The 20,280-nt window shown below is 33.7% G+C and carries 20 protein-coding genes; 14 read left to right on the top strand and 6 right to left on the bottom strand.

Going from position 1 to position 20,280, the window contains the following annotated elements; genetic code table 11:
* Positions 1-233: 233 nt before the first annotated feature.
* Positions 234-1,136: an arginase gene (gene rocF, locus JJJ02_RS13135; protein ID WP_240839365.1), complete on the top strand. Its 903-nt coding sequence runs from the start codon at positions 234-236 to the stop codon at positions 1,134-1,136.
* A 40-nt stretch (positions 1,137-1,176) separates the two neighbouring features.
* Here the strand turns inward: rocF and JJJ02_RS13130 are convergent, their stop codons facing one another.
* Positions 1,177-1,620, bottom strand: coding sequence for an ArsR/SmtB family transcription factor (locus JJJ02_RS13130; protein WP_099577239.1), 444 nt, complete (start codon positions 1,618-1,620; stop codon positions 1,177-1,179).
* A gap of 422 nt (positions 1,621-2,042) precedes the next feature.
* Between JJJ02_RS13130 and JJJ02_RS13125 the strand changes: the two genes are divergently transcribed.
* The 5 genes from JJJ02_RS13125 (at position 2,043) to glmS (ending at position 8,757) form a co-directional block, all read left to right on the top strand.
* The gene (locus tag JJJ02_RS13125) at positions 2,043-3,311 is read left to right on the top strand and encodes a tetratricopeptide repeat protein (RefSeq protein ID WP_240839363.1); all 1,269 of its coding nucleotides are present in this window, start codon (positions 2,043-2,045) and stop codon (positions 3,309-3,311) included.
* Between the two features lie 31 nt (positions 3,312-3,342).
* Positions 3,343-4,152, top strand: a complete 810-nt coding sequence (gene cdaA / locus JJJ02_RS13120; RefSeq protein WP_111714051.1) for a diadenylate cyclase CdaA — start codon at positions 3,343-3,345, stop codon at positions 4,150-4,152.
* Positions 4,152-5,087: a CdaR family protein gene (locus JJJ02_RS13115; RefSeq protein WP_111714052.1), complete on the top strand. Its 936-nt coding sequence runs from the start codon at positions 4,152-4,154 to the stop codon at positions 5,085-5,087. The genes cdaA and JJJ02_RS13115 overlap by 1 nt, the downstream gene beginning before the upstream one ends.
* 26 nt (positions 5,088-5,113) lie before the next feature.
* Positions 5,114-6,463, top strand: coding sequence for a phosphoglucosamine mutase (gene glmM / locus JJJ02_RS13110; protein ID WP_240839361.1), 1,350 nt, complete (start codon positions 5,114-5,116; stop codon positions 6,461-6,463).
* Positions 6,464-6,954: 491 nt separating this feature from the next.
* On the top strand, positions 6,955-8,757 hold the full coding sequence (gene glmS, locus JJJ02_RS13105; protein ID WP_240839358.1) for a glutamine--fructose-6-phosphate transaminase (isomerizing): 1,803 nt from the start codon (positions 6,955-6,957) through the stop codon (positions 8,755-8,757).
* Positions 8,758-8,933: 176 nt separating this feature from the next.
* Here glmS and JJJ02_RS13100 read toward each other — a convergent pair whose 3' ends face one another.
* Positions 8,934-9,647: a zinc ribbon domain-containing protein gene (locus tag JJJ02_RS13100; protein ID WP_239243423.1), complete on the bottom strand. Its 714-nt coding sequence runs from the start codon at positions 9,645-9,647 to the stop codon at positions 8,934-8,936.
* Positions 9,648-9,658: 11 nt separating this feature from the next.
* Positions 9,659-10,642: a zinc ribbon domain-containing protein gene (locus JJJ02_RS13095; protein WP_240839356.1), complete on the bottom strand. Its 984-nt coding sequence runs from the start codon at positions 10,640-10,642 to the stop codon at positions 9,659-9,661.
* Between the two features lie 246 nt (positions 10,643-10,888).
* Between JJJ02_RS13095 and JJJ02_RS13090 the strand changes: the two genes are divergently transcribed.
* The 3 genes from JJJ02_RS13090 to JJJ02_RS13080 all read left to right on the top strand — a co-directional run bounded on the left by JJJ02_RS13090 (position 10,889) and on the right by JJJ02_RS13080 (position 13,363).
* Positions 10,889-11,434, top strand: coding sequence for a hypothetical protein (locus JJJ02_RS13090; protein WP_240839354.1), 546 nt, complete (start codon positions 10,889-10,891; stop codon positions 11,432-11,434).
* 281 nt (positions 11,435-11,715) lie between these two features.
* Positions 11,716-12,483 carry a hypothetical protein gene (locus JJJ02_RS13085; RefSeq protein ID WP_240839352.1) on the top strand — a complete coding sequence of 256 codons (768 nt, stop codon included), beginning with the start codon at positions 11,716-11,718 and terminating at the stop codon, positions 12,481-12,483.
* A 1-nt stretch (position 12,484) separates the two neighbouring features.
* The gene (locus tag JJJ02_RS13080; RefSeq protein ID WP_240839344.1) at positions 12,485-13,363 is read left to right on the top strand and encodes a hypothetical protein; all 879 of its coding nucleotides are present in this window, start codon (positions 12,485-12,487) and stop codon (positions 13,361-13,363) included.
* 22 nt (positions 13,364-13,385) lie between these two features.
* Here the strand turns inward: JJJ02_RS13080 and JJJ02_RS13075 are convergent, their stop codons facing one another.
* Positions 13,386-13,769 carry a hypothetical protein gene (locus JJJ02_RS13075; protein WP_240839342.1) on the bottom strand — a complete coding sequence of 128 codons (384 nt, stop codon included), beginning with the start codon at positions 13,767-13,769 and terminating at the stop codon, positions 13,386-13,388.
* A gap of 164 nt (positions 13,770-13,933) precedes the next feature.
* Complete coding sequence (locus JJJ02_RS13070; protein WP_240839340.1) at positions 13,934-14,476, bottom strand: hypothetical protein; 543 nt, start codon at positions 14,474-14,476, stop codon at positions 13,934-13,936.
* A gap of 208 nt (positions 14,477-14,684) precedes the next feature.
* On the opposite strand from JJJ02_RS13070, the gene JJJ02_RS13065 reads away from it, so the two are divergent.
* The gene (locus JJJ02_RS13065; RefSeq protein WP_240839338.1) at positions 14,685-14,978 is read left to right on the top strand and encodes a glycerate kinase; all 294 of its coding nucleotides are present in this window, start codon (positions 14,685-14,687) and stop codon (positions 14,976-14,978) included.
* A gap of 22 nt (positions 14,979-15,000) precedes the next feature.
* Here the strand turns inward: JJJ02_RS13065 and JJJ02_RS13060 are convergent, their stop codons facing one another.
* Positions 15,001-15,903, bottom strand: a complete 903-nt coding sequence (locus JJJ02_RS13060; RefSeq protein ID WP_240839336.1) for a CPBP family intramembrane glutamic endopeptidase — start codon at positions 15,901-15,903, stop codon at positions 15,001-15,003.
* A 110-nt stretch (positions 15,904-16,013) separates the two neighbouring features.
* Here JJJ02_RS13060 and JJJ02_RS13055 point away from each other — a divergent pair, with 110 nt between their 5' ends.
* From JJJ02_RS13055 to JJJ02_RS13040, 4 genes are all read left to right on the top strand, one after another.
* Positions 16,014-16,544 (top strand): hypothetical protein, encoded by a 531-nt coding sequence (locus JJJ02_RS13055; RefSeq protein WP_240839334.1) that lies wholly within the window; start codon positions 16,014-16,016, stop codon positions 16,542-16,544.
* 190 nt (positions 16,545-16,734) lie between these two features.
* Positions 16,735-18,888 carry a Z1 domain-containing protein gene (locus JJJ02_RS13050; RefSeq protein ID WP_240839332.1) on the top strand — a complete coding sequence of 718 codons (2,154 nt, stop codon included), beginning with the start codon at positions 16,735-16,737 and terminating at the stop codon, positions 18,886-18,888.
* A 128-nt stretch (positions 18,889-19,016) separates the two neighbouring features.
* Positions 19,017-20,063: a hypothetical protein gene (locus JJJ02_RS13045; protein WP_240839330.1), complete on the top strand. Its 1,047-nt coding sequence runs from the start codon at positions 19,017-19,019 to the stop codon at positions 20,061-20,063.
* 61 nt (positions 20,064-20,124) lie between these two features.
* On the top strand, positions 20,125-20,280 hold a 156-nt coding region (locus JJJ02_RS13040), incomplete at its 3' end, for a transposase (protein ID WP_240837207.1).

Here is a 20,280-nt window from a genome sequence, read left to right as displayed (position 1 = left end):
AGGGTCAGAGGTTCGAATCCTCTATGGCTCATCATTTAGCATCCTGTATAGGGTGCTTTTTTTGTGCTCTTTTTTGACATAAATTCAATCGTATCAATGTATAGCTTACCGTTATTATACATAAATATCCATTTTATTCATTTATGCATAAAAATATTGTATATTCGTTCAGAGTTGTATATAATTAAAGTAGTCAGATTATTTAAAAATTTATGGAATAAGGGGAAAACATAATGAATAAGACAATCGAGATTATTGGAGCGCCAAGTGCTTTTGGTCAACGTAAATTAGGGGTGAATATGGGACCAGATGCTATGCGCTATGCGGGATTAATTGAAAGGTTAGAAAGTATTGGTCATACAGTTATTGACCAGGGAAACGTGGAATCACCAGCGATTGATATGAAGAAATATAAATCAGAACAAGGTGGTCTTCGTAATTTAGAAGAGGTTACAACATTCTGTGAATCACTTTGTGAAAAAGTTGATGGAGTAGTACAAAAAGGTAATTATCCTGTTGTCATTGGTGGAGACCATTCAATTGCAATGGGTACTATCAGCGGTATCGCTAAGCATTATGAAAATTTAGGTGTAATCTGGTATGATGCGCATGGTGATTTAAATATCGATGAAACTTCACCGTCTGGGAACATTCATGGCATGCCACTAAGAGCTTTAATCGGAGATGGTCATGAAGATTTAGTTAATATTGGTGGATATAAGAATAAAGTGAAAATAGAGAATATCGTGTTAATCGGTATGCGTGACCTTGATGAAGGCGAGAAAGCATACATAAAAGAAGTAGGTATTAAAACATATACGATGGCTGATATCGATCGTTTAGGTATTGGTACAGTGATTGAGGAAACATTAGCTTATTTAGATAAATGTGATGGCATCCATTTATCATTAGATGTCGATGCTTTAGATCCTGTAGAAACACCAGGAACAGGAACGACAGTGCCAGGTGGTATCACATATCGTGAAAGTCACTTTGCTTTAGAATTATTAAATGATAGTAATAAAATAACTTCATTTGAAATCGTAGAAGTAAATCCATTGATCGACATTTATAATAAAACAGCTGAGCAAGCTGTTGGTTTAGTAGGATCTTTCTTTGGAGAAAAATTGTTATAAATAAAAAAATAAAAAAATAAATAAAAATATTCCCTGCCAATTAATTTTGGTCAGGGAATATTTTTATTTGGTAATTTGAATCACCATTTTTAGATGAAGCTTTCTTAACATACTTCTTAAGGTCTTTTTTAAATTCAGGAAATTCTTTTTCGTTGATTTGAAGCTTAAATGATAGATTATCTTTCTTGCTATCTTCCTCTGCATATTTCAGTAAATCTAGTTTAGGAACAAGCTGTTTTGCAACAGGTGCATAAAATTTTTGAATAATACTATGCTTTTGTTCTGTTTTCACTAATTCTATAATGCCTTGTTTTTCAAGTTCTGCTAAGTGGTAATGAATTTTTGCGCGTGGAATTTCTAATTCATCCGCAAGCTGTTGGCCAGTTTTCGCTTCAACTGCAAGTAATTCTAATAATTTAATACGAAATGGGTCACTTACGCACTTTAACTGAGCAAGGTTTTCGATTACTAAAATATCTAACATTACGCTTCTCCTTAGTCTTATTACTTATTTTATTTAGATAATTATATTATCCTTGTTAACTTCAATAATGTCAACGAATTACACTAATCGTTTAATTTTATTATTAGCATTATGTTTTCACTATCTTTTTTCTATCTTTTAGATACGCTTTGAATAATCTTTGATATTTAATTTATGTTAAAAAAATAAAAATCATAAGTTCATATTATTAATATTATTTGTATTTTCTTAACATATTTATAATAGATGTAAATAATGTTGTATTTCATATTTTTTTATTGTGGGATATTGAAAGTAACGTCTATTATTCAGTTCTATTTTCTTAACATTATCGAATATTATCAATGTAAATAGTAAGTTAGTTATGGAATGTTAACTTTATTTCGTTTATGATGATAATATATGAAAAAGAGGTGAATCTCGTGGTTGGTCAAAGAATAAAAGAATTACGTAATCAGGCAAATTTAACACAACAGGAATTAGCTGATGGTATTATTTCAAGAACATATTTAAGTTTAATAGAAAAAAATTCGGTACATCCTTCTACCAATGTCCTAAAGAAATTGAGTGTGCGTTTAAATTGTACATTGGAGGATTTTACAAATACATCTGAAGATCGTAATTTAAGTTTATTAGAGATTAAAAAAGAGATTAAATGGGCTGAGAATCATGTATTGATGAATGATTTCAAAAAACTTGGTGCCTTTATCAATAAGAATTACGAAACGCTTGAGAGTATAACAGAAGCTGAGCGTGGAGCTATCAGCTGGGTAACAGCCAGTTATTATTTTCACCAAAAAGACTATGATAATGCCCGTAAGTATGTAGAGAAGGCGATAGCGATCGTTAAAAAGATGCGAGATGTAACTATTTATTTACGTTCATTAGAATTATTAGGTCGAATTGAATATGAAGTTGGCAATGTCATGGAAGCCATTAATCAATTAACTAAAGCAAATAATATTACAATCGTTGAGAATGTTGTAAATATTACACGTGTCTCTATTCTTTACTATTTAGGACAATATTATTCACGTGTCAGTGAATTTTACGTTGCAATTAAACTGTGTGAAGAAGCAATTGATTTAAATATGAAGCTTAATACGTATCATATGGCATTAAATATCGAGAACACATTAGGCCGTTCTTATCATGCAACGAAAGATTTTGAACAGGCTGAATATCATTATCGTCGAGCAATTAGTTATGCTGAACTGCGCCCAGTCTCATTTGATCTAATAGGTAGTTTGAGTAATCTCGCGATGCTCTTAATGGAGCTGAATCGTTCAGATGAAGCATATGAAATCATTTTAAAATGTAATAAAATGATTGATAACTATCGATTTGATCATCCTTATGCAGTTAATATTCGTCTGCACTTAGCAGAGGTAATGATACGTAAAGGTATGTACGAAGAAGCGAGAGCAATTATTGCTGAAAATATTAAAAATGATGATACTGGATATGGTGAAGAGTTGATGGGTGACCTCGAATATCAACTGGAGAACTATCAAGGTGCATTAACTTACTACAAAATTGCGTTAAATGGTAATGAGCATGTGTACTATTTTGGTAGAATTTCGAAAAAGATTGCAGAAATTTATGTGAAACTTGGAGATTTAGAACAATCCAATGAATATTATAAAAAATGCATCAATCTATACGAAGATTCCCTGCCATACATGGTATAATTATTTTTAGCATGAATATGGAGGAGATACAATGCAGCTCTTTAGTGTACTTGATAATTTAAGTACTATTAAGATCATTACGGGCATCTTAGACTTGCTGATTGTATGGTATGTTATTTATTTGTTAATCAATGCAATTAAAGGCACGAAAGCCATCCAATTATTAAAAGGTATCTTCTTTATTCTGATTGGTAGAACACTGAGTAATCAGCTGGATTTAACAACAACGACGAAAATGTTTGATATGGTTATGGAATGGGGTTTCTTAGCCATCATTGTTATCTTTCAACCAGAATTAAGAAGAGCTTTAGAACAGCTCGGACGAGGTAGTTTATTTAAACGTAATGCAGCAAATTTAAAGGTTAACCAGGCAAAGCTTACAGATGCCATGGTAAAATCAGTACAGTATATGGCGAAACGTCGTATTGGTGCGTTAATCGTCTTTGAAAAAGAAACAGGATTACAGGATTACATAGAAACTGGTATACCCATCAATGCAGATATATCATCTGAATTATTAATTAATATATTTATTCCTAATACGCCATTACATGATGGTGCGATGATTGTACAAGGTGATAAGATTGCTGTTGCAGCAAGTTATCTTCCTTTATCAGATAGTGCTAAGATTCAAAAGAGTTTAGGAACACGTCACCGTGCCGCAGTGGGTATTTCTGAAGTGTCAGATGCTTTTACTGTAGTTGTTTCTGAAGAAACCGGCGATATTTCAGTGACGTATAACGGCAGATTACGTAAAGATGTATCATTAGAAGTGTTTGAAGCCTTGCTTACGGAACATTGGTTTAGTACACATGTCACGAAGAAAGGTGTTGAAGAATAATGCTTGAGAATAAATGGGGACTGAGATTTGTTGCATTTGTACTCGCTTTGTTTTTATTTTTATCAGTTAACGATGTCTTCGCACTTTTTGGTGATAATCAATTCAACCAGAATGATCAGACGGTCATTGAAGATGTCCCGGTTAAGATTGTGTATGATGACAAAAACTTGTATTTAACAGGTGCACCAAAGACCGTAAATGTACGTGTCAGCGGTCCGCAGTCTATCGTAAAGAAGACTGAGAGTATGTTAGACTTCACGGTAACGCTTGACTTGTCCAGCTCTAAAGTTGGAGAATATAAAAAGAAGTTCAAAGTAAAAGGTATTTCTGATAAATTAAATTATGAAGTGATTCCGAAATTTGCGAATATCACTTTATCAGAAAAAATTAAAGATACAAGACAAGTAGAAGCGGAAGTAAGCAATTCACGTATAGCTACCGGCTATGAACTGACAGGTAAAGAAGTTGATCCGTCACAAGTAACCATTACAGGTGGAGAAGACGAAATTAATAAGATTGCATATGTGAAAGCAACATTGCAGGATAATACGAAATTATCTAAGACAACAAGTGAAGAAGCAGAAGTTAATGTATTTGATTCTAATCTTAATAAACTTGATGTATCCGTAAAACCTGCTAAAGTAAAAGTTAACATCAAGATTGCACCGACTTCAAAGACGGTAGCGATTAGTGCAAAGAAATCAGGACAATTACCTTCAAACCTAAAACTAAACAGTCTGGAACTATCTGAATCTGAAGTAGAACTATTTGGAAAGCGTTCGGTGCTAGATGGTATCGGTAGTTTAGCGATTGAAGTGGATTTATCGAAAGTAACAAAAGATACAGTCGTTAAGGAAAATATTCCTTTACCGAAAGACGTATCAAGTGCCAATCCAAAGCAAGTAGAAATTATGATAGATGTATCTAAAAAATAACGATATGAATAAAAGGAGTTTAAAAAATGGGTAAATATTTTGGGACAGACGGTGTAAGAGGTGTAGCTAATAGTGAGTTAACACCAGAATTAGCTTTTGAATTAGGGCGATACGGTGGTTATGTATTAGCACACGGCGGAACGGCTAAACCAACAGTAGTTGTAGGTCGTGACACACGTGTTTCTGGTATTATGTTAGAGTCAGCACTTGTAGCAGGATTATTATCTACAGGTGCCGAAGTAATGCGTTTAGGTGTTATTTCTACACCAGGTGTTGCTTATTTAACGAGAGAATTAAATGCACAAGCAGGCGTTATGATTTCTGCAAGTCATAATCCAGTACAAGATAATGGTATTAAATTCTTCGGATCAGATGGTTATAAATTAAGTGATGCACAAGAAATGGAAATCGAAGCTTTATTAGATGCGAAAGAAGACACTTTACCACGTCCAACAGGCGTTGATTTAGGTCATACTTCAGATTACTTTGAAGGTGGACAAAAGTATTTAAGCTTTATTAAATCAACGATTGACGGTGATTTAGAAGGATTAAAGATCGCATTAGATGGTGCACATGGTTCAACATATTCATTAGCGCCTTATTTATTCGGTGATTTAGAAGCTGATACAGTAACAATCGGCTGTAATCCAGATGGTAATAACATCAATGATGGTGTAGGTTCAACGCATCCAGAAGGATTGGCTGAATTAGTGGTGGACTCTGGTAGTGACTTTGGTTTAGCTTTTGATGGTGATGGAGACCGTATTATTGCAGTAGATGAAAAAGGTCAAATCGTTGATGGCGACCAAATTATGTTTATTTTAGCGCAAAGTATGCATAATGAAGGTACTTTAAAGGACAACATGGTTGTATCAACTGTAATGAGTAACTTAGGATTCTATAAAGCATTAGATGCATTTGATATTAAATCAAATAAAACGAAAGTAGGAGACCGTTACGTTGTTGAAGAAATGAGAAACGGTAAGTACAACCTAGGTGGAGAACAGTCTGGACATATTGTAATGATGGATTACAATACAACTGGTGACGGATTATTAACAGGTGTTCATTTAGCGAGCATCATTAAGAAATCTGGTAAGACATTAAGTGAGTTAGCAGGACAAATGAAGAAATATCCACAACGTTTAGTAAATATCCGCGTTTCAGATAAACATGCTGTTGAAGAGAACTCAGCAGTTGCTGAATCAATTGCAAAAGTAGAAGCGGAAATGAACGGTGAAGGACGCGTATTAGTACGTCCATCTGGCACTGAACCATTAGTACGTGTAATGGTTGAAGCAAAAACTGATGAAGATGCTGAACGTTTTGTAAACAGTATTTCTGATGTTGTACGTGAACATATGGGGATAGAATAAAATTATATAAGGGCCAAATCTTCTGATTTGGTCTTTTTTTATGGTTGTTAACTACAATAATTTCGAAATAATCTTGCAAATAATGACAATAAAAAAATAATTTAACTCATATTTATAGTATAATAATATAAAATCTGAAGCTTGTATTGTTTTGATATATAAGACAAGTTGTATTAATAGTTCTATTTCCGAAAGATATAAGCTTCTAATACTTGTCTAATTTATATGAAATATAGTACAATTACAGAAGTTTAACTGAAAGCGAGGATTGTTAAAAACTGAATATACAGCGCCAGAACAGGAAACTGTTGACGAGGAAGATGGTTATCGAAAATTCGGCGGATGCCATCACGGATAGTAGCTATTCGATAGTTGATGTAACAAACCACTTGGGCAACTGAGTGAACAAAAGACATCAACATAGCACAAATAAACAATCTATTTAAATTAACTTATTTTAAATGCGCCAATGCGCTCAGGAGGAACTTATTATGTGTGGTATCGTAGGTTATATTGGAACACAAGATGCAAAAGAAATTTTATTAAAAGGTTTAGAAAAATTAGAATACCGTGGTTACGATTCAGCAGGTATTGCTGTACGTAATGGTGAAGATGTACGTGTGTATAAAGAAAAAGGTCGTATTGCTGAATTACGTAAAGCAGTAGATTCAACGTTTGAATCAACGACTGGGATTGGTCATACACGTTGGGCAACTCATGGTGTACCAAATCGTGAAAACTCTCATCCACATCAATCTGAAAGTGGTCGTTTCACTTTAGTACATAACGGTGTTATTGAAAATTATGAACAATTAAAAGAAGAATTCTTATCAGGAGTAACTTTTAAATCTGATACAGATACTGAAATTATCGTTCAATTAGTAGAACACTTCTCAAAACAAGGTTTAGATACTGAGAAAGCTTTCACTGAAGTAATCAAATTATTACACGGATCATATGCATTAGGATTATTAGATAGCGAAAACCCGGATGTTATTTATGTTGCAAAAAACAAATCTCCATTATTAGTAGGTTTAGGTGATGGATTTAACGTTATCGCATCTGATGCGATGGCAATGTTACAAGTAACAGATACTTACGTTGAATTAACTGACGGCGAAATCGTTCTTGTTGAAAAAGAAAAAGTAACAATTAAAGATTTAGACGGTAAAGAAATTAAACGTAAACCTTACAAAGCTGAAATTGATGCAAGTGATATCGAAAAAGGCACATTCGCTCATTATATGTTAAAAGAAATTCATGAACAACCAGCTGTAATGCGTAAAATTATTCAAAAATATCAAGATGATAAAGGTAACTTAGTCATCGATAAAGACATTGTAAAAGCAGTACGTAAAGCAGATCGTATCTATATTGTAGCTTGTGGTACTTCTTATCATGCAGGTTTAGTTGGTAAAGAATATTTAGAAAAATGGTCAGGTGTTCCTACAGAAGTGCATGTTGCCTCTGAGTTCGTTTACAATATGCCATTACTTTCTAAGAAACCATTATTTATCTTCATTTCACAATCAGGTGAAACAGCAGATAGTCGTGCAGTATTAGTTGAAGTGAAAAAATTAGGTTACCCGGCGTTAACAGTAACTAACGTGCCTGGATCAACTTTATCACGTGAAGCTGATCATACATTAATCTTACATGCTGGACCAGAAATTGCTGTAGCATCAACAAAAGCTTACACAGCTCAGATTGCGGTACTTGCTATTTTAGCTCAAGTTGTAGCTAAGGATTCTGGAATTGACACAGGTGTTGACTTATTGCCTGAACTTGCTAAAGTTACTTCTGCAATCGTATCGATTGTTGATGATGCAAATAAAATGGAAGATTTAGCACGTCAATTCTTATCTACAACACGTAACGCATTCTTTATCGGCCGTACAATGGATTTCTATGTAGGTCTTGAAGGCGCTTTAAAATTAAAAGAAATTTCTTACATCCAGGCTGAAGGATTTGCCGGCGGAGAATTAAAACACGGAACGATCGCATTAATCGAAGAAGGTACGCCAGTAATTGCTTTAGCTACTCAAGAAAAAGTAAACCTTTCTATTCGTGGTAATGTGAAAGAAGTAGTAGCTCGTGGAGCAAACCCATGTATCATTTCTATGTCAGGATTAGAACAAGATGGAGATGCATATGTCATTTCAGCGGTTCATGATATGTTAACACCATTAGTATCAGTTATTACATTACAATTAATTTCTTACTATGCAGCTTTACACAGAGGTGCAGACGTGGATAAACCACGTAACTTAGCAAAATCAGTTACAGTAGAATAATATGAATATGTATAGTGTCTAAACATTATTGTTTGGGCACTTTTTTGTATTAAAAATCATTAAAATGAGTGTATTTAATTATTAAGGATATTTATCTTATTTATCTTATTTTGAATTAGACGTTTTAACAAAAATATACCCCTCCTATGCATTCATGCATGGGAGGGGGTATACCTTTAGTAATTCAATTGATTTTGAACTGCACTTGCAGCAAGTTGTGCAATAAATATAGCGACTGATTCGGCAACCATCATCGTAAGTAGCGTCTGACAAACGATAAATGTCAGAATGAGATAGTAACTTGCGATACTCGTTTTTTGTTGTGATATATATTTGGTTAATATATAGAGCGGTGATACTAAAAATACTAAGAAGAATAGTAGCATAAAGAACATACCGATTGGTTCAGCACCCATTCTAAAAAATAATGCACCAAGTATAAGACTGATTATTGAGAAAGTATTTAATAAGATATAATCCGATAATATCTTTTGATAGCTTATTTTTGATGCTGTAAAAAGATGCAGCAAACCGTAGATAAGGCCTGTAGTCCCTCCGATAATCATAAATGCTAATACGAAGATTTTTTTGATAATTGGAAAAGCAGGCACATCATTACCGATAAACATCACGATAATTGATAATAATATTAGTGGTATTGCAATTAAAGATAATGATAATAAGTAACTGTATTTATGATCACTCAAGATTTCTTTATCATGTGAGACAAATACATTTTTGAAGAAGTTTCTTCCTTCGCCCACAATTTTAGTATCCTGAATCGTAGCAAATGTTTGTTTTACATTTGACAGGCCATCTAAACGATAACCACACTTGCCGCAAAACAAATCATCTGCACTTACGGTATTTTGACAGTTAGGACAGTTCATATTGTTCCTCCTTATAAATTAAATGGTAAATTGAAATTTTGTAGCGTACTCATTACTGCATTTTGTATATCTCTAATCGCAAAATCAAATACGAAATAGTAGGCAATCAATACGACGACACAATAAAGGATAACACCATAAAAACTTGCGATTCTCGATGGTCTATGTGCTGCATATCTTGCAATAAGATAAACAGATGAGATAAATATAGATGTAATGCCTAAAATAAATAAAAATGATGGCGCGATACGTAAGTCAATCCATGTTAATATAAATCCAATAACGATAAGTGCAATAGAAACGGTATTGAGTAAGACATAATCTGATAAAAATTTATGGAAATCAACTTTAGATGCGACGTTTAATACGATTGCGCCAAATGTGACACCAATAGAAATAGCGAGGAGTATTAGCACACCAAAAGCAAACTTAAATGCGATTGTGAATTTGCTTTGTCCGCTCATTTCAATAATATCCGGTAAATTTATAAGTGTGCCAATAAAGATTATTAATATACCCGCTCCGATTAATCCAAGGAGTAAGCCCATAGAGAACTTTCTTTCTCCACTTAAGATGTTATCATGTTCCTTCAATGCACTGCTGACAAAGCCATAGCTTTCCTTTGCTACTTGTTGTGATTGATTCGCTAGTTTTTCAGTATCTATTTCAATCTTTGGATACTCTTTTCTCACAGGTTCAGACTTCATATGTGTCGCTCCGCTGTTTTCAACTTTTTCAGTTTCAGTAAATGATTTTTCTTTCGGTTCATCAACCTTTGTCAGTTGAGGTTCTTCTGTTATTACATCTTGCTGATTGATAATAGGCTCACGTTTATTAATCACTGGTTCTGATTGAGGTATTACTTCATCATTTTTCTCCTCTTGAACTGGTGGGGTATAAACGACTTTTTCGTTTGGTTGTTCTACTGGATGTCCACATTCACCACAAAAGCGATCTCCCGGTTCAATTGGAAACCCACATGCTGTACACTTCATATGTATCCTCCTTTAGCTTATTAATCATAGTTTAATGGATTACATGTTTTTGAACAATATACCAAAAAATGAATAATTACTGATTAATTATAAGTTTGTAATAATAGATAATAACGTTAATTTGTTCAAATTAATCATAATTAACGAAAGTATTTTATTAAAATTTAATTCTTTAAAATTCTTTATTATTATTCACTTATTTATATTGATTTGTTATATAATGGAACTGATGAGAGGATGATGAATATGAAAAAACTATTAACATGTTGTCTGGCAATGCTACTCCTTTTCACATTAACAATCGATGCGAATGCGGCATTAAAGAAACCCTCTGTTCCTAACTTAAAGAATAAGACGGTTATTCAGGCGATGAAAAAAGGGAATTATAAATTAAACGGTATTAAAATCGGTAACACGTACGGCTATGTGAAGCAAAAATGGGTGAAACCTTCTTTTAAGGTGACGTCACTTTATCAACGTTATGATTTTGAATATCACTATATGACAGAACGTGGTGATAATACGATTCTTTACTTTACAGGTAAACGTGGTGATAAACCGGAGCAGTATCGTCTGCGTTCAATTAGTTTTGCAGGTATTCCGCAATACTTTACAGTGAGTGATATGAATAAATATTGGGGAGAAGGCGATCTTTATTATCCACAAGCAGGTACGATTAATTACATTCAGGGTAATACATTATTATCATTTGATGTGAATGGAAGTATTGCTTATGTTGCACAATTACATCCTGAAGACATTAAAGAAATACTAAGAAAATTTGCATTTTAAAAATTAAATATTGTAAACATTCGTAACCACCAATAATATGCAATTATTGGTGGTTATTTACATTATTAAAGTTGATTAGTTTGTGCTATCACTTAAAAATGTTGTTAGTCATAACTAATTTCAAAAAAATATTATTCTATGTTAGTTTTATTTTTATTTAGTTATTTTGATGTTAGTTTTATTATTTTAAAAATTAGAATTTAATGTCAATGCTTCAATAAAATATTGTGTATAATTTGATATAATTAAATTATATAGATATACAAAAGGAGGTTATTTTATTGAATACGATTGATATGTATTTAGCATTAGATGATATGAATAAGAAACATCCAGAATTAAAAATTAATGAAGCTGACCAGCTCATTTTAAGGACGCTGATCTACACCAATTATGCGTTAGATTCTGTTGAATACATTACGGGGCAGGACAAACAATCTATTCTAGAAGTATATCAAAAGATAATGACCTCTCAAATTCCGCTAATGTCTGGTCGAGTGGATGATCGTCGTCATAAGAAAGCAGAACTTACTAAACCAAGAAGCTTTAAACGTTTGGATATGGTAGAGTTTTTAAAGCAGGAATTACGCAAAGCCAATCCAGATATTGAATTTATCAGTTTAAAATATAACGTGTTAACGTGTCTGTTAGACGAACGCTACTTTACGATCTATGTGAGTACTTCAAGAGATTATGAGTTTCTCAGAGATGAAGAGTTGATCATTAAGAAACGCGTTGCTGCATGGCATAAAGGTGATGAGCAGATCTTCAGTGACCATGATTATTACGCCTTAATGGTTAAAGTTGATGAACGTTCAGAATACATTACAGATAATCCATCAGGTATCGAATATTTATTATTAAGTCAGCAGGAAATTCAGGAATGGTTGCAACAAAAAAGTAAAAATCAAAGCGGCATGATTAACTGTTATGTCCATTATATTCAAGATAAAAACGGTACTGCGATAAGAAAAATTGAAGACTCCAGAGAAACACCAAAAATTTCATTAATGCGTTATCATAGACGCGGTTATAAGTTAAGTGAGTAGCGTGCAACGCTTCTGGAAACACTATACAACGTTTCCGGAAAATACACCAGAACATGTATCGAATTATGCAGCTTTTCATCCATTTGACCTTGAATTTTTCAAAGAACATTATCCACATTTCTTCGGTGAAATCACACATTTAAAAAGGAGAAAGCTGCAGGAACGACTGAAATTCGAAAGACATTTATTGCAGGTCAATGGAATGTACAAATTAGACCATAAAAATAAAATGGTGAAAGACGAAGAACATATACATATATGGGTACCAGAGCCATATACAGGCAATTTAGAACAGGCAAAGTTATTGATTATGCTTGTCAATCCTTCGTTTGATCCGAAATATCACCCATCAGAATATGAAAAACGTGTTAAGTTTGATAATCTGCATCTCGACTTACCCAATTATTCACCGTATGAATTTACAGATGGTAAGTTAAATAAAGAGAATTCATTAAACTGGCATTATCATTATATGTACCAATACATAGAACAAGAAATTGGTTACTTCCATCCTAATCAATTGTTCACACTGCAATATTATCCATATTCATCATACTCAAGAGATGATGTAACATTCTATAACGAACTATTGCCTAGTCAGGTTGCAGCTGTAGAAACGGTAAGAGAAGCGATGGCTAAAGGAATGAGCTTAATCGCGAGAAGTACGGATAGAACAAGGTGGCTTGCTCATATCCCGGAACTTGCTCAATACGACAAGTTATTCGTGTTTACAAATTATAAGCAACCTTCATTACACCCAAACGAAGTATTGCGTTATGATACGTATCGTAAGAAAGATATTCTCAACATGAAAGGTCTGTTAAAAGAGACACGCAAAAAAGACTGGCAAATGTTGATTCAGGATATCGTGCCGGAATAAAAAACAAGCGGTAGCATATGAGCTACTGCTTGTTTTTTCCATTTAACTGATTAATACGTGTACGTATTTCAAAAAATACAGATAAAATAAGCATGAATTCAACGATCTTCGTTAATATGCCTAAATCATAAACAAATATACCGATTAACACAATTAACCCGAATATAAATAGCAGAACTGCTGCTATAAGCTGTTGTTTAATCATAGCAGTCGTCACAACTTTACCAGACTGCGTAAGCATTGCATTGTATAAATTAAATAGCATAAATAAACCAATTGATATTAAATAGAGCGCATTGACGACTCTATTCGGATCATTATGTGTAATCCCATCATATAAATTAAAAATTTGTGCCATAAAAAATAATAATGCAAAAAATCCAATTAAAATATTACCGAACTTCATCATGTACTCCTTTTAAATCTTTATATAATATACTATTATCATATCATAGGTACTTATTTTTCATTCAATTAGAAACAGTTATAATAAAGAGCCCTAAAGTATTTACTTTAGGGCACGATTTTTGGCTTTATTTTGAATAAGTAAACAAACCATAAAGTTACTTTTTAAGAATATTTAGTCATATCAATATCTTCAACATACCATTTTCCATTAGACTTTACGAAACAAATCATAAGGATATCCCCGTAATGATAATATTTATAACCATCACTAGTAAATGTATTAGAAGGAGTACCAAAATATTTTTTTACTTTTGATAGTTCATATCGTTTATATCGGTCTGAGATAGTAATACTTTGAATTTTGAGATTATTGGTTGATGTGTATCTATTTTTACTATAGGCAGCTACTGTTAAATTCTCATTTACACCATAATAATAGTATCCTGCTAATTCCATAGCGTCCCTTGAGGTAGAAGAATAGTTAGGATTCCCCCATGAAGAAACCATAAATTTTTTCGTGTTTCCAATTCCGATACCGTAAAATTTATAAGTACCATTTTTTAAAGCTTTTGCATTTGTATAATTATATAGGTACGGAAGTTTAAGATTTTTATATTTTAAATTTTGTGTGGCAGCTTCAGTATTTGGTGTTAGTATTGTTAAAAAAAATAACATACCTATAAAAATAATTATCAATTTTTTCATAAATTTATCTCCTTAGTATTTGATATATATATATTATAAACTAAATTTTAAAATTTTGGTGTTTAAAAAAGATGACGAAGAATTCTGATTATATATTAGTATCTTACACCAACACATCGCATAGATAATGAATAGACGTACTATTTTGAACTAACTTTATGCAAGAACTTCGTATGATGGTAGCACTGAATAAATTGCAAATATTGTATTGAACGATCCAGATTTAAAGACATTCGATTATATCTTTACTGGTGAAGGGAAAAGTGACTTTCAGACACAGTACGGAAAGCTACCGGTATGTGTTGCAAATAGAGGGAATGAAGCGGGCGTAAGAACAATACTTGTGTCAGGTGGTTTAGGTACAAATTACGAAACACTTTATGATTACTTCTTAAGTATCCATTCGATTACTGAGGGACCGATGTCACTAGATGAAGCGATGGCTAATGCAGAAAGATTAATTAGGAATGCATGTAGGAATATAGGGAGATTATTGAAATAACTGTTAAAACAAAAAGAGCCGGCTAGGCTCTTTTTTGTGTACCGTATTTTTTAAGGCTTAATTTTAGTAATAAAGCAATCACGAGAATTGAGATGACAGTGACAACAAGCCCACCTTCTAACCCGAAATGACCACCATTAATAATAGCCTGATCCATATTTGATTCTGTATTTAAGATAGTTGCAGGTAAAGTAGTACCACTTACTTCATTGCCTAAAAATACACCAAGTGTAATGTTCCAGAAGCTATGCGCAGCGCCTGTCAGCCAAATATTATCAGACCAGTAGAATAACAGTGAGAATACGATACCAGCAAGGAATAAGTTAACAAAGCTAAGTATACTCGTATTCGGATTTAAGAAGTGCAGAAATGAGAAGAATGCTGAATTGATGATGATACCAGCAGGCACACCGATTTGATAGCTGATTTTGTTCATCAAGAAACCTCTGGCAATCACTTCTTCTGTTAAACCTTGTATCATAAATAGTCCAATCACCCATGTTAAAGTAAACCAAGGAATACTAGCGTTAACCGTGCTCTGCATTGCACCGAATAATAGATTGATGAAGTAGACGATAATGATGATTGCCATCCCTAGAAGCAATCCGAATCCATATTTAGAAAATACTTTTTCTTTAAAGAAACCTAATGCCTGTACAGGATGACGATATGCAAATTTATTGATGATCAGACATGCAACGAGTAAGAAAGGGAAGATTAATAAACTGATGAGCGTACTGAGCGGTTCTTCTTGTAATTCAGTAAGTGTTGCCGTTGGATTGAATGCGAGAATAATGGGCACTAATATTAATCCAGCAATGATTTGAACGATAAAGAAGATCGCAAATGCAATAAGTAGCGTCGCGTACCATGGAATATTGCTCGGAGATTTTTTAGATAGCGATATACTTTGATTGAAATTCATAATGTCCCCTCCATATAATTTTACCACTAGTATAGCATAGAAAATTTACCGTATATTGTGAATTTGTAGTATCATAGAATTTGGGTGAAATTTAGAACGGAGATGAACACATGAACGTAAAAAAGATGAGTATTTTATTATCGGCAGCAATTATACTTGTAGCATGTGGTAAAGAAGATACTGCACCGAAAGAAAAAGTGAAGACTGAGCAAAAAGAAAGTGCTGCAGATATCGCTAGAAAGAAAATTAAAGCGAGTCGTGAAAAGCATAAATCAAATAAAAATGATTCAAATACGACTGAAACAGAAACAACTGAAACTGCAGCTACGACTGAAGAGGTGAATACTACAGAAGCAGTGACGACAGAAGAAGTTGTAAAAGAGGATGTTAATAATATAACGAATAGAAATACATTAAGCCAGATTATATACAGTAACGATTATACATATGATGAGAAAATGGCAGCATATCAAAGTGGTGTAGCCAATGGTGTGATTCCGCAAGGCACAAATACTTCATCACCAGCCGCTGCATTTGAAAGTGCATTACAAGTAGAACGTACAGGAGCACAATCTACGACAGAAACGCCAACAGCCGCACCGACAGTAGATCCGAATACGGGATTACCAGTGCAGCCATAGTGGAGTTTGGATGAATGGGAAGTGCTGCGGAAACGGCTGTATTTAGAATTTACAGCCGCTTCCGTAACGAAAAAAGTAAACGAGCTTGAGTAAACGGTAGTATTCAGAAAATACAGCCGTTTCCGTCATAAAAATAGTGAAACTGGCTTCTGAGCTGGTTTCTTTTTATTGTTAAGTTTAGGAGAAGATTATGGATTTAAATCAAGGTGTGTTTATCAAAACACTTCAACATAAGAACAATTATTCAGAAGATGAATTAGCAGTAATGCATGAAACTGTAAATAATTTAATAGAAATATCTACAACAGAAAATAAGCCAGGTATGCTTTTAGGTCGCATTCAGTCTGGAAAGACACGTAGCTTTATGGGTTCGATGGCACTTGGCTTTGACAATGGCTTTGAAGTAGTGATTATCTTAACTAAGAACTCTAATGCACTTGCTCGACAAACGTATGAAAGGCTACACAAAGAATATGAAGTACTGATTGATCAGGATTATATTTCAGCCTATGACATCATGAGTCTGCCTGATGATTTACGTAAGTTTGAACTGAACAAGAAATTTGTCATTGTCGTTAAGAAAGAGAAAAAGAATGTAGAACGTTTGACGAAAGTATTATTTGAAATGTATCCGATGCTTGCAAAGCGTCAAATGATGATTATTGATGATGAAGCGGATTATGCTTCGGTCGTTTATGACAAAGATAAAGATAAGAACTTAACAGAACTCAAGGTCATTGCATCCCAACTCGATCAAATCAAAAAGAAAATTCCTACAGCAGCTTACTTACAAGTAACTGCAACGCCGTATTCACTATATTTACAACCGGATAGTGAAGTGTTATCAGCACGTGGTTATCAACCGAAACGTCCGGCATTCACAGTGCTTGTGCCAATCTATCCGTCTTATGTTGGTGGGAAGTTCTATTTCGAACAGTCTAAGTTTGAAGGTCCTGCAAGTCACGTCTATCAATCAGTAAGTGAAACTGAACTGGAGCTGTTACGAAAAGAAGATAACCGACGTGTAAAAGATGCATATGTACTTACTACTAAACAATTAAATGGATTACGCAATGCACTGATTAACTTTGTGGTCGGTGGTAAGATTCGTAATCTTCAACAAATAGCTCAACAGGAACGACCTAAAAAGTATGCTTTTATTATGCATACCATTACGACAAAACGTGCGCATATGTGGCAATATAAGGTTGTGGTGAAGATAGAACAGAAGCTCACACAACTGATAAAAGAAAACGAAGCTGCATTTAAAACACTTATTATGGAAGCATATGAAGGGTTTAAATTATCTACAGAATTAAATTATTTTCCAGAGGCAAGAGACGTTTACGAAGCAGTCAAATCAGCATTTATTGATGAGGAACTGTTGATTACCATCGTTAATTCAGAACAAGATGTGAATCAACTGCTGGATAAACGAGGAGAACTGAAACTTCGAGCACCACTTAACTTCTTTATCGGTGGTCAAATTCTTGATCGCGGCATCACAATCGGCAATTTAATTGGTTTCTATTACGGACGAGATCCGAAGAAGTTTCAGCAAGATGCTGTTCTCCAGCATTCGCGTATGTACGGGGCACGACCAAAAGAAGATTTGTCTGTGACGAGATTTTATACAACACACAGAATCTATGACGTGATGGAACGTATGCATGCGTTTGATGAAGATTTAAGGAAGGCATTTGAAACTGGACGTAATGCGGGAGAAGTTATCTTTATGATGCATGATACAAAGAAAGACATTGTACCATGTAACCCTAATAAAATTCTGTTGTCGAAAGTGATTACGATTAAAGGAATGAAACGTTTCTTACCGGTTGGATTTCAGACGAAAAGCCGTAGCGAGATGATACGTCGTACAAAGAAGCTGGATACAATGATACAAGATTTACGTAAGTTTGCCATCGATCAAAATAACAAAGACGCACGTCATATACTCGTACCTGTTCAGAAAGTAATTCCGATACTTAAAGAAATAACAGAATGTCTCATCATGGAAGAAGGGTATGAGTGGAACGTTGAAACTTATAGCGCTATACTCAATTATTTATCAAGACTACCAGGAAACAATACAGGATATGTCTGGATTGTTACACGTGAAAACCGTAATATATCACGCTACCGTCAAGATGGCGTAAGGTTTGCAGATCGACCAGATAACGGACAGGATGAACTTAAACAAAGTTATCAGCTTGGTACGACACATCCAACTGTAATGCTGCTCAGACAAAACGGAAATGAGAATGAAGGATGGCGCGGTGGACCTTTCTACTGGCCGGTCATTGTCGCACCTGCACAGATGAATACGATTGTATTTGAAGGATAAAAATCATGTTAAAGCATACACCATAATTATATTATTTTTAAATACAAACTAAATAAAATAATACTTTTATTATTTCTTCAATATAGTAAAATTTATATTAACAAACTAATTTACTTGAGGAGAAAACAATGAAGAAATTATTAGCAGCAACACTTATCATTTCAGCATTATTACCGAGTACTGGTGCAAAAGCAGCAGTGAATCAATGTGAAATACCAGGCAAATATTATGATTCGAAACCTGTAGATAGTGCGCAGGATTTAAAAGCATTACAAAACGGTACGTATCAGGCACGCGGTGTCAAATTAAATCAGTCATACAAATATGTGAAATCAAAACTAGGGCAACCTGAAACGCTGGAAATTGAGAAAGATAAAGAAGGAACGATGATGTATGTAGGATATGGTGACTATGAATTTGGATTCTATTCACCGAAACGTTATATTACACGTGATAGTTTAAAACTAATCTCTATCGAAATGTATTTAAACGATAAAGCACGTATGTTACGTCGTGATATCATTGCAACTTTAGGTGAACCAACAGGTAAGTTCCACGATGAGGACTATGCATTAGAAGAAAGCTTCAACTATTTACATGCGAAATATACAGAGATTTCAAAAGGTTATTTAGCTGAAAGTGTTGCGATGTATCATCCGAAATATGATAATCATTCACGCGTATTCTATAAAGGTAACTTTAGAAAGAATCAATTGAAAAATGTAGCAGAAAAATTACCGACTATTACAGAATTAAAGGCAATGAAAAATGGTAAGTATAGTTATAAAGGAATTAAACCAGGAATGTTATCAACGGATGTTTACAAAAAAGTTGGTGCATCTAATACAGAATCATTCTTTATTGATGAAGAAGGGATGACATTGGATCAAACATACGGCGTGAATGATTGGATGATGCTTTCTTATGATTCAGAAAAGTGTGATGGCAAATATAAATTATATAATATTTCATTTGCTTATGAACAAAAGAAGCTCTCAGAAAAGCGTATAAAAGCATTGTTTGGTAAACCTGATGACACATATGGTGTTGATACATATGAAAACGAACAAGGAAAACTTGTAAAAGAGAAGACAGTTGACTATGACAATTTGAGTCTGACGTATGAAAAAGTTGGTAAAGATTATTATGTAGCTGTTGTTTCGTATACAAAATAGAAGACCGTGAGCGATTTTGAAGTGCACCCCTAAAGTTGAACCTTAAAATTCAACTTTAGGGGTGTTTATTTTGAATAAAAAGCATGAACTTGATTTTAAATTAAGAATTATTAAAGAATATAAAGATGGAAATATTGGCTATGATTCATTGGGTAGAAAATATGATATTCAACCTTCAATACTAAGAACATGGATTTATCAATTTGATACCTTCGGT

The sequence above is a fragment of the Macrococcus sp. PK genome (assembly GCF_022501545.1).
GTDB lineage: Bacteria > Bacillota > Bacilli > Staphylococcales > Staphylococcaceae > Macrococcoides > Macrococcoides epidermidis.
The sequence above is the reverse complement of the archived record's forward strand: the minus strand, read 5'-3'. Positions and strand labels throughout refer to the sequence as shown.

Coding starts and splice junctions, on each gene's coding strand:
- rocF (WP_240839365.1), top strand. CDS start 234: ATGAATAAGACAATCGAGATTATTGGAGCGCCAAGTGCTTTTGGTCAA.
- JJJ02_RS13130 (WP_099577239.1), bottom strand. CDS start 1,620: ATGTTAGATATTTTAGTAATCGAAAACCTTGCTCAGTTAAAGTGCGTA.
- cdaA (WP_111714051.1), top strand. CDS start 3,343: ATGCAGCTCTTTAGTGTACTTGATAATTTAAGTACTATTAAGATCATT.
- JJJ02_RS13115 (WP_111714052.1), top strand. CDS start 4,152: ATGCTTGAGAATAAATGGGGACTGAGATTTGTTGCATTTGTACTCGCT.
- glmM (WP_240839361.1), top strand. CDS start 5,114: ATGGGTAAATATTTTGGGACAGACGGTGTAAGAGGTGTAGCTAATAGT.
- glmS (WP_240839358.1), top strand. CDS start 6,955: ATGTGTGGTATCGTAGGTTATATTGGAACACAAGATGCAAAAGAAATT.
- JJJ02_RS13100 (WP_239243423.1), bottom strand. CDS start 9,647: ATGAACTGTCCTAACTGTCAAAATACCGTAAGTGCAGATGATTTGTTT.
- JJJ02_RS13095 (WP_240839356.1), bottom strand. CDS start 10,642: ATGAAGTGTACAGCATGTGGGTTTCCAATTGAACCGGGAGATCGCTTT.
- JJJ02_RS13090 (WP_240839354.1), top strand. CDS start 10,889: ATGAAAAAACTATTAACATGTTGTCTGGCAATGCTACTCCTTTTCACA.
- JJJ02_RS13075 (WP_240839342.1), bottom strand. CDS start 13,769: ATGAAGTTCGGTAATATTTTAATTGGATTTTTTGCATTATTATTTTTT.
- JJJ02_RS13070 (WP_240839340.1), bottom strand. CDS start 14,476: ATGAAAAAATTGATAATTATTTTTATAGGTATGTTATTTTTTTTAACA.
- JJJ02_RS13060 (WP_240839336.1), bottom strand. CDS start 15,903: ATGAATTTCAATCAAAGTATATCGCTATCTAAAAAATCTCCGAGCAAT.
- JJJ02_RS13055 (WP_240839334.1), top strand. CDS start 16,014: ATGAACGTAAAAAAGATGAGTATTTTATTATCGGCAGCAATTATACTT.
- JJJ02_RS13050 (WP_240839332.1), top strand. CDS start 16,735: ATGGATTTAAATCAAGGTGTGTTTATCAAAACACTTCAACATAAGAAC.
- JJJ02_RS13045 (WP_240839330.1), top strand. CDS start 19,017: ATGAAGAAATTATTAGCAGCAACACTTATCATTTCAGCATTATTACCG.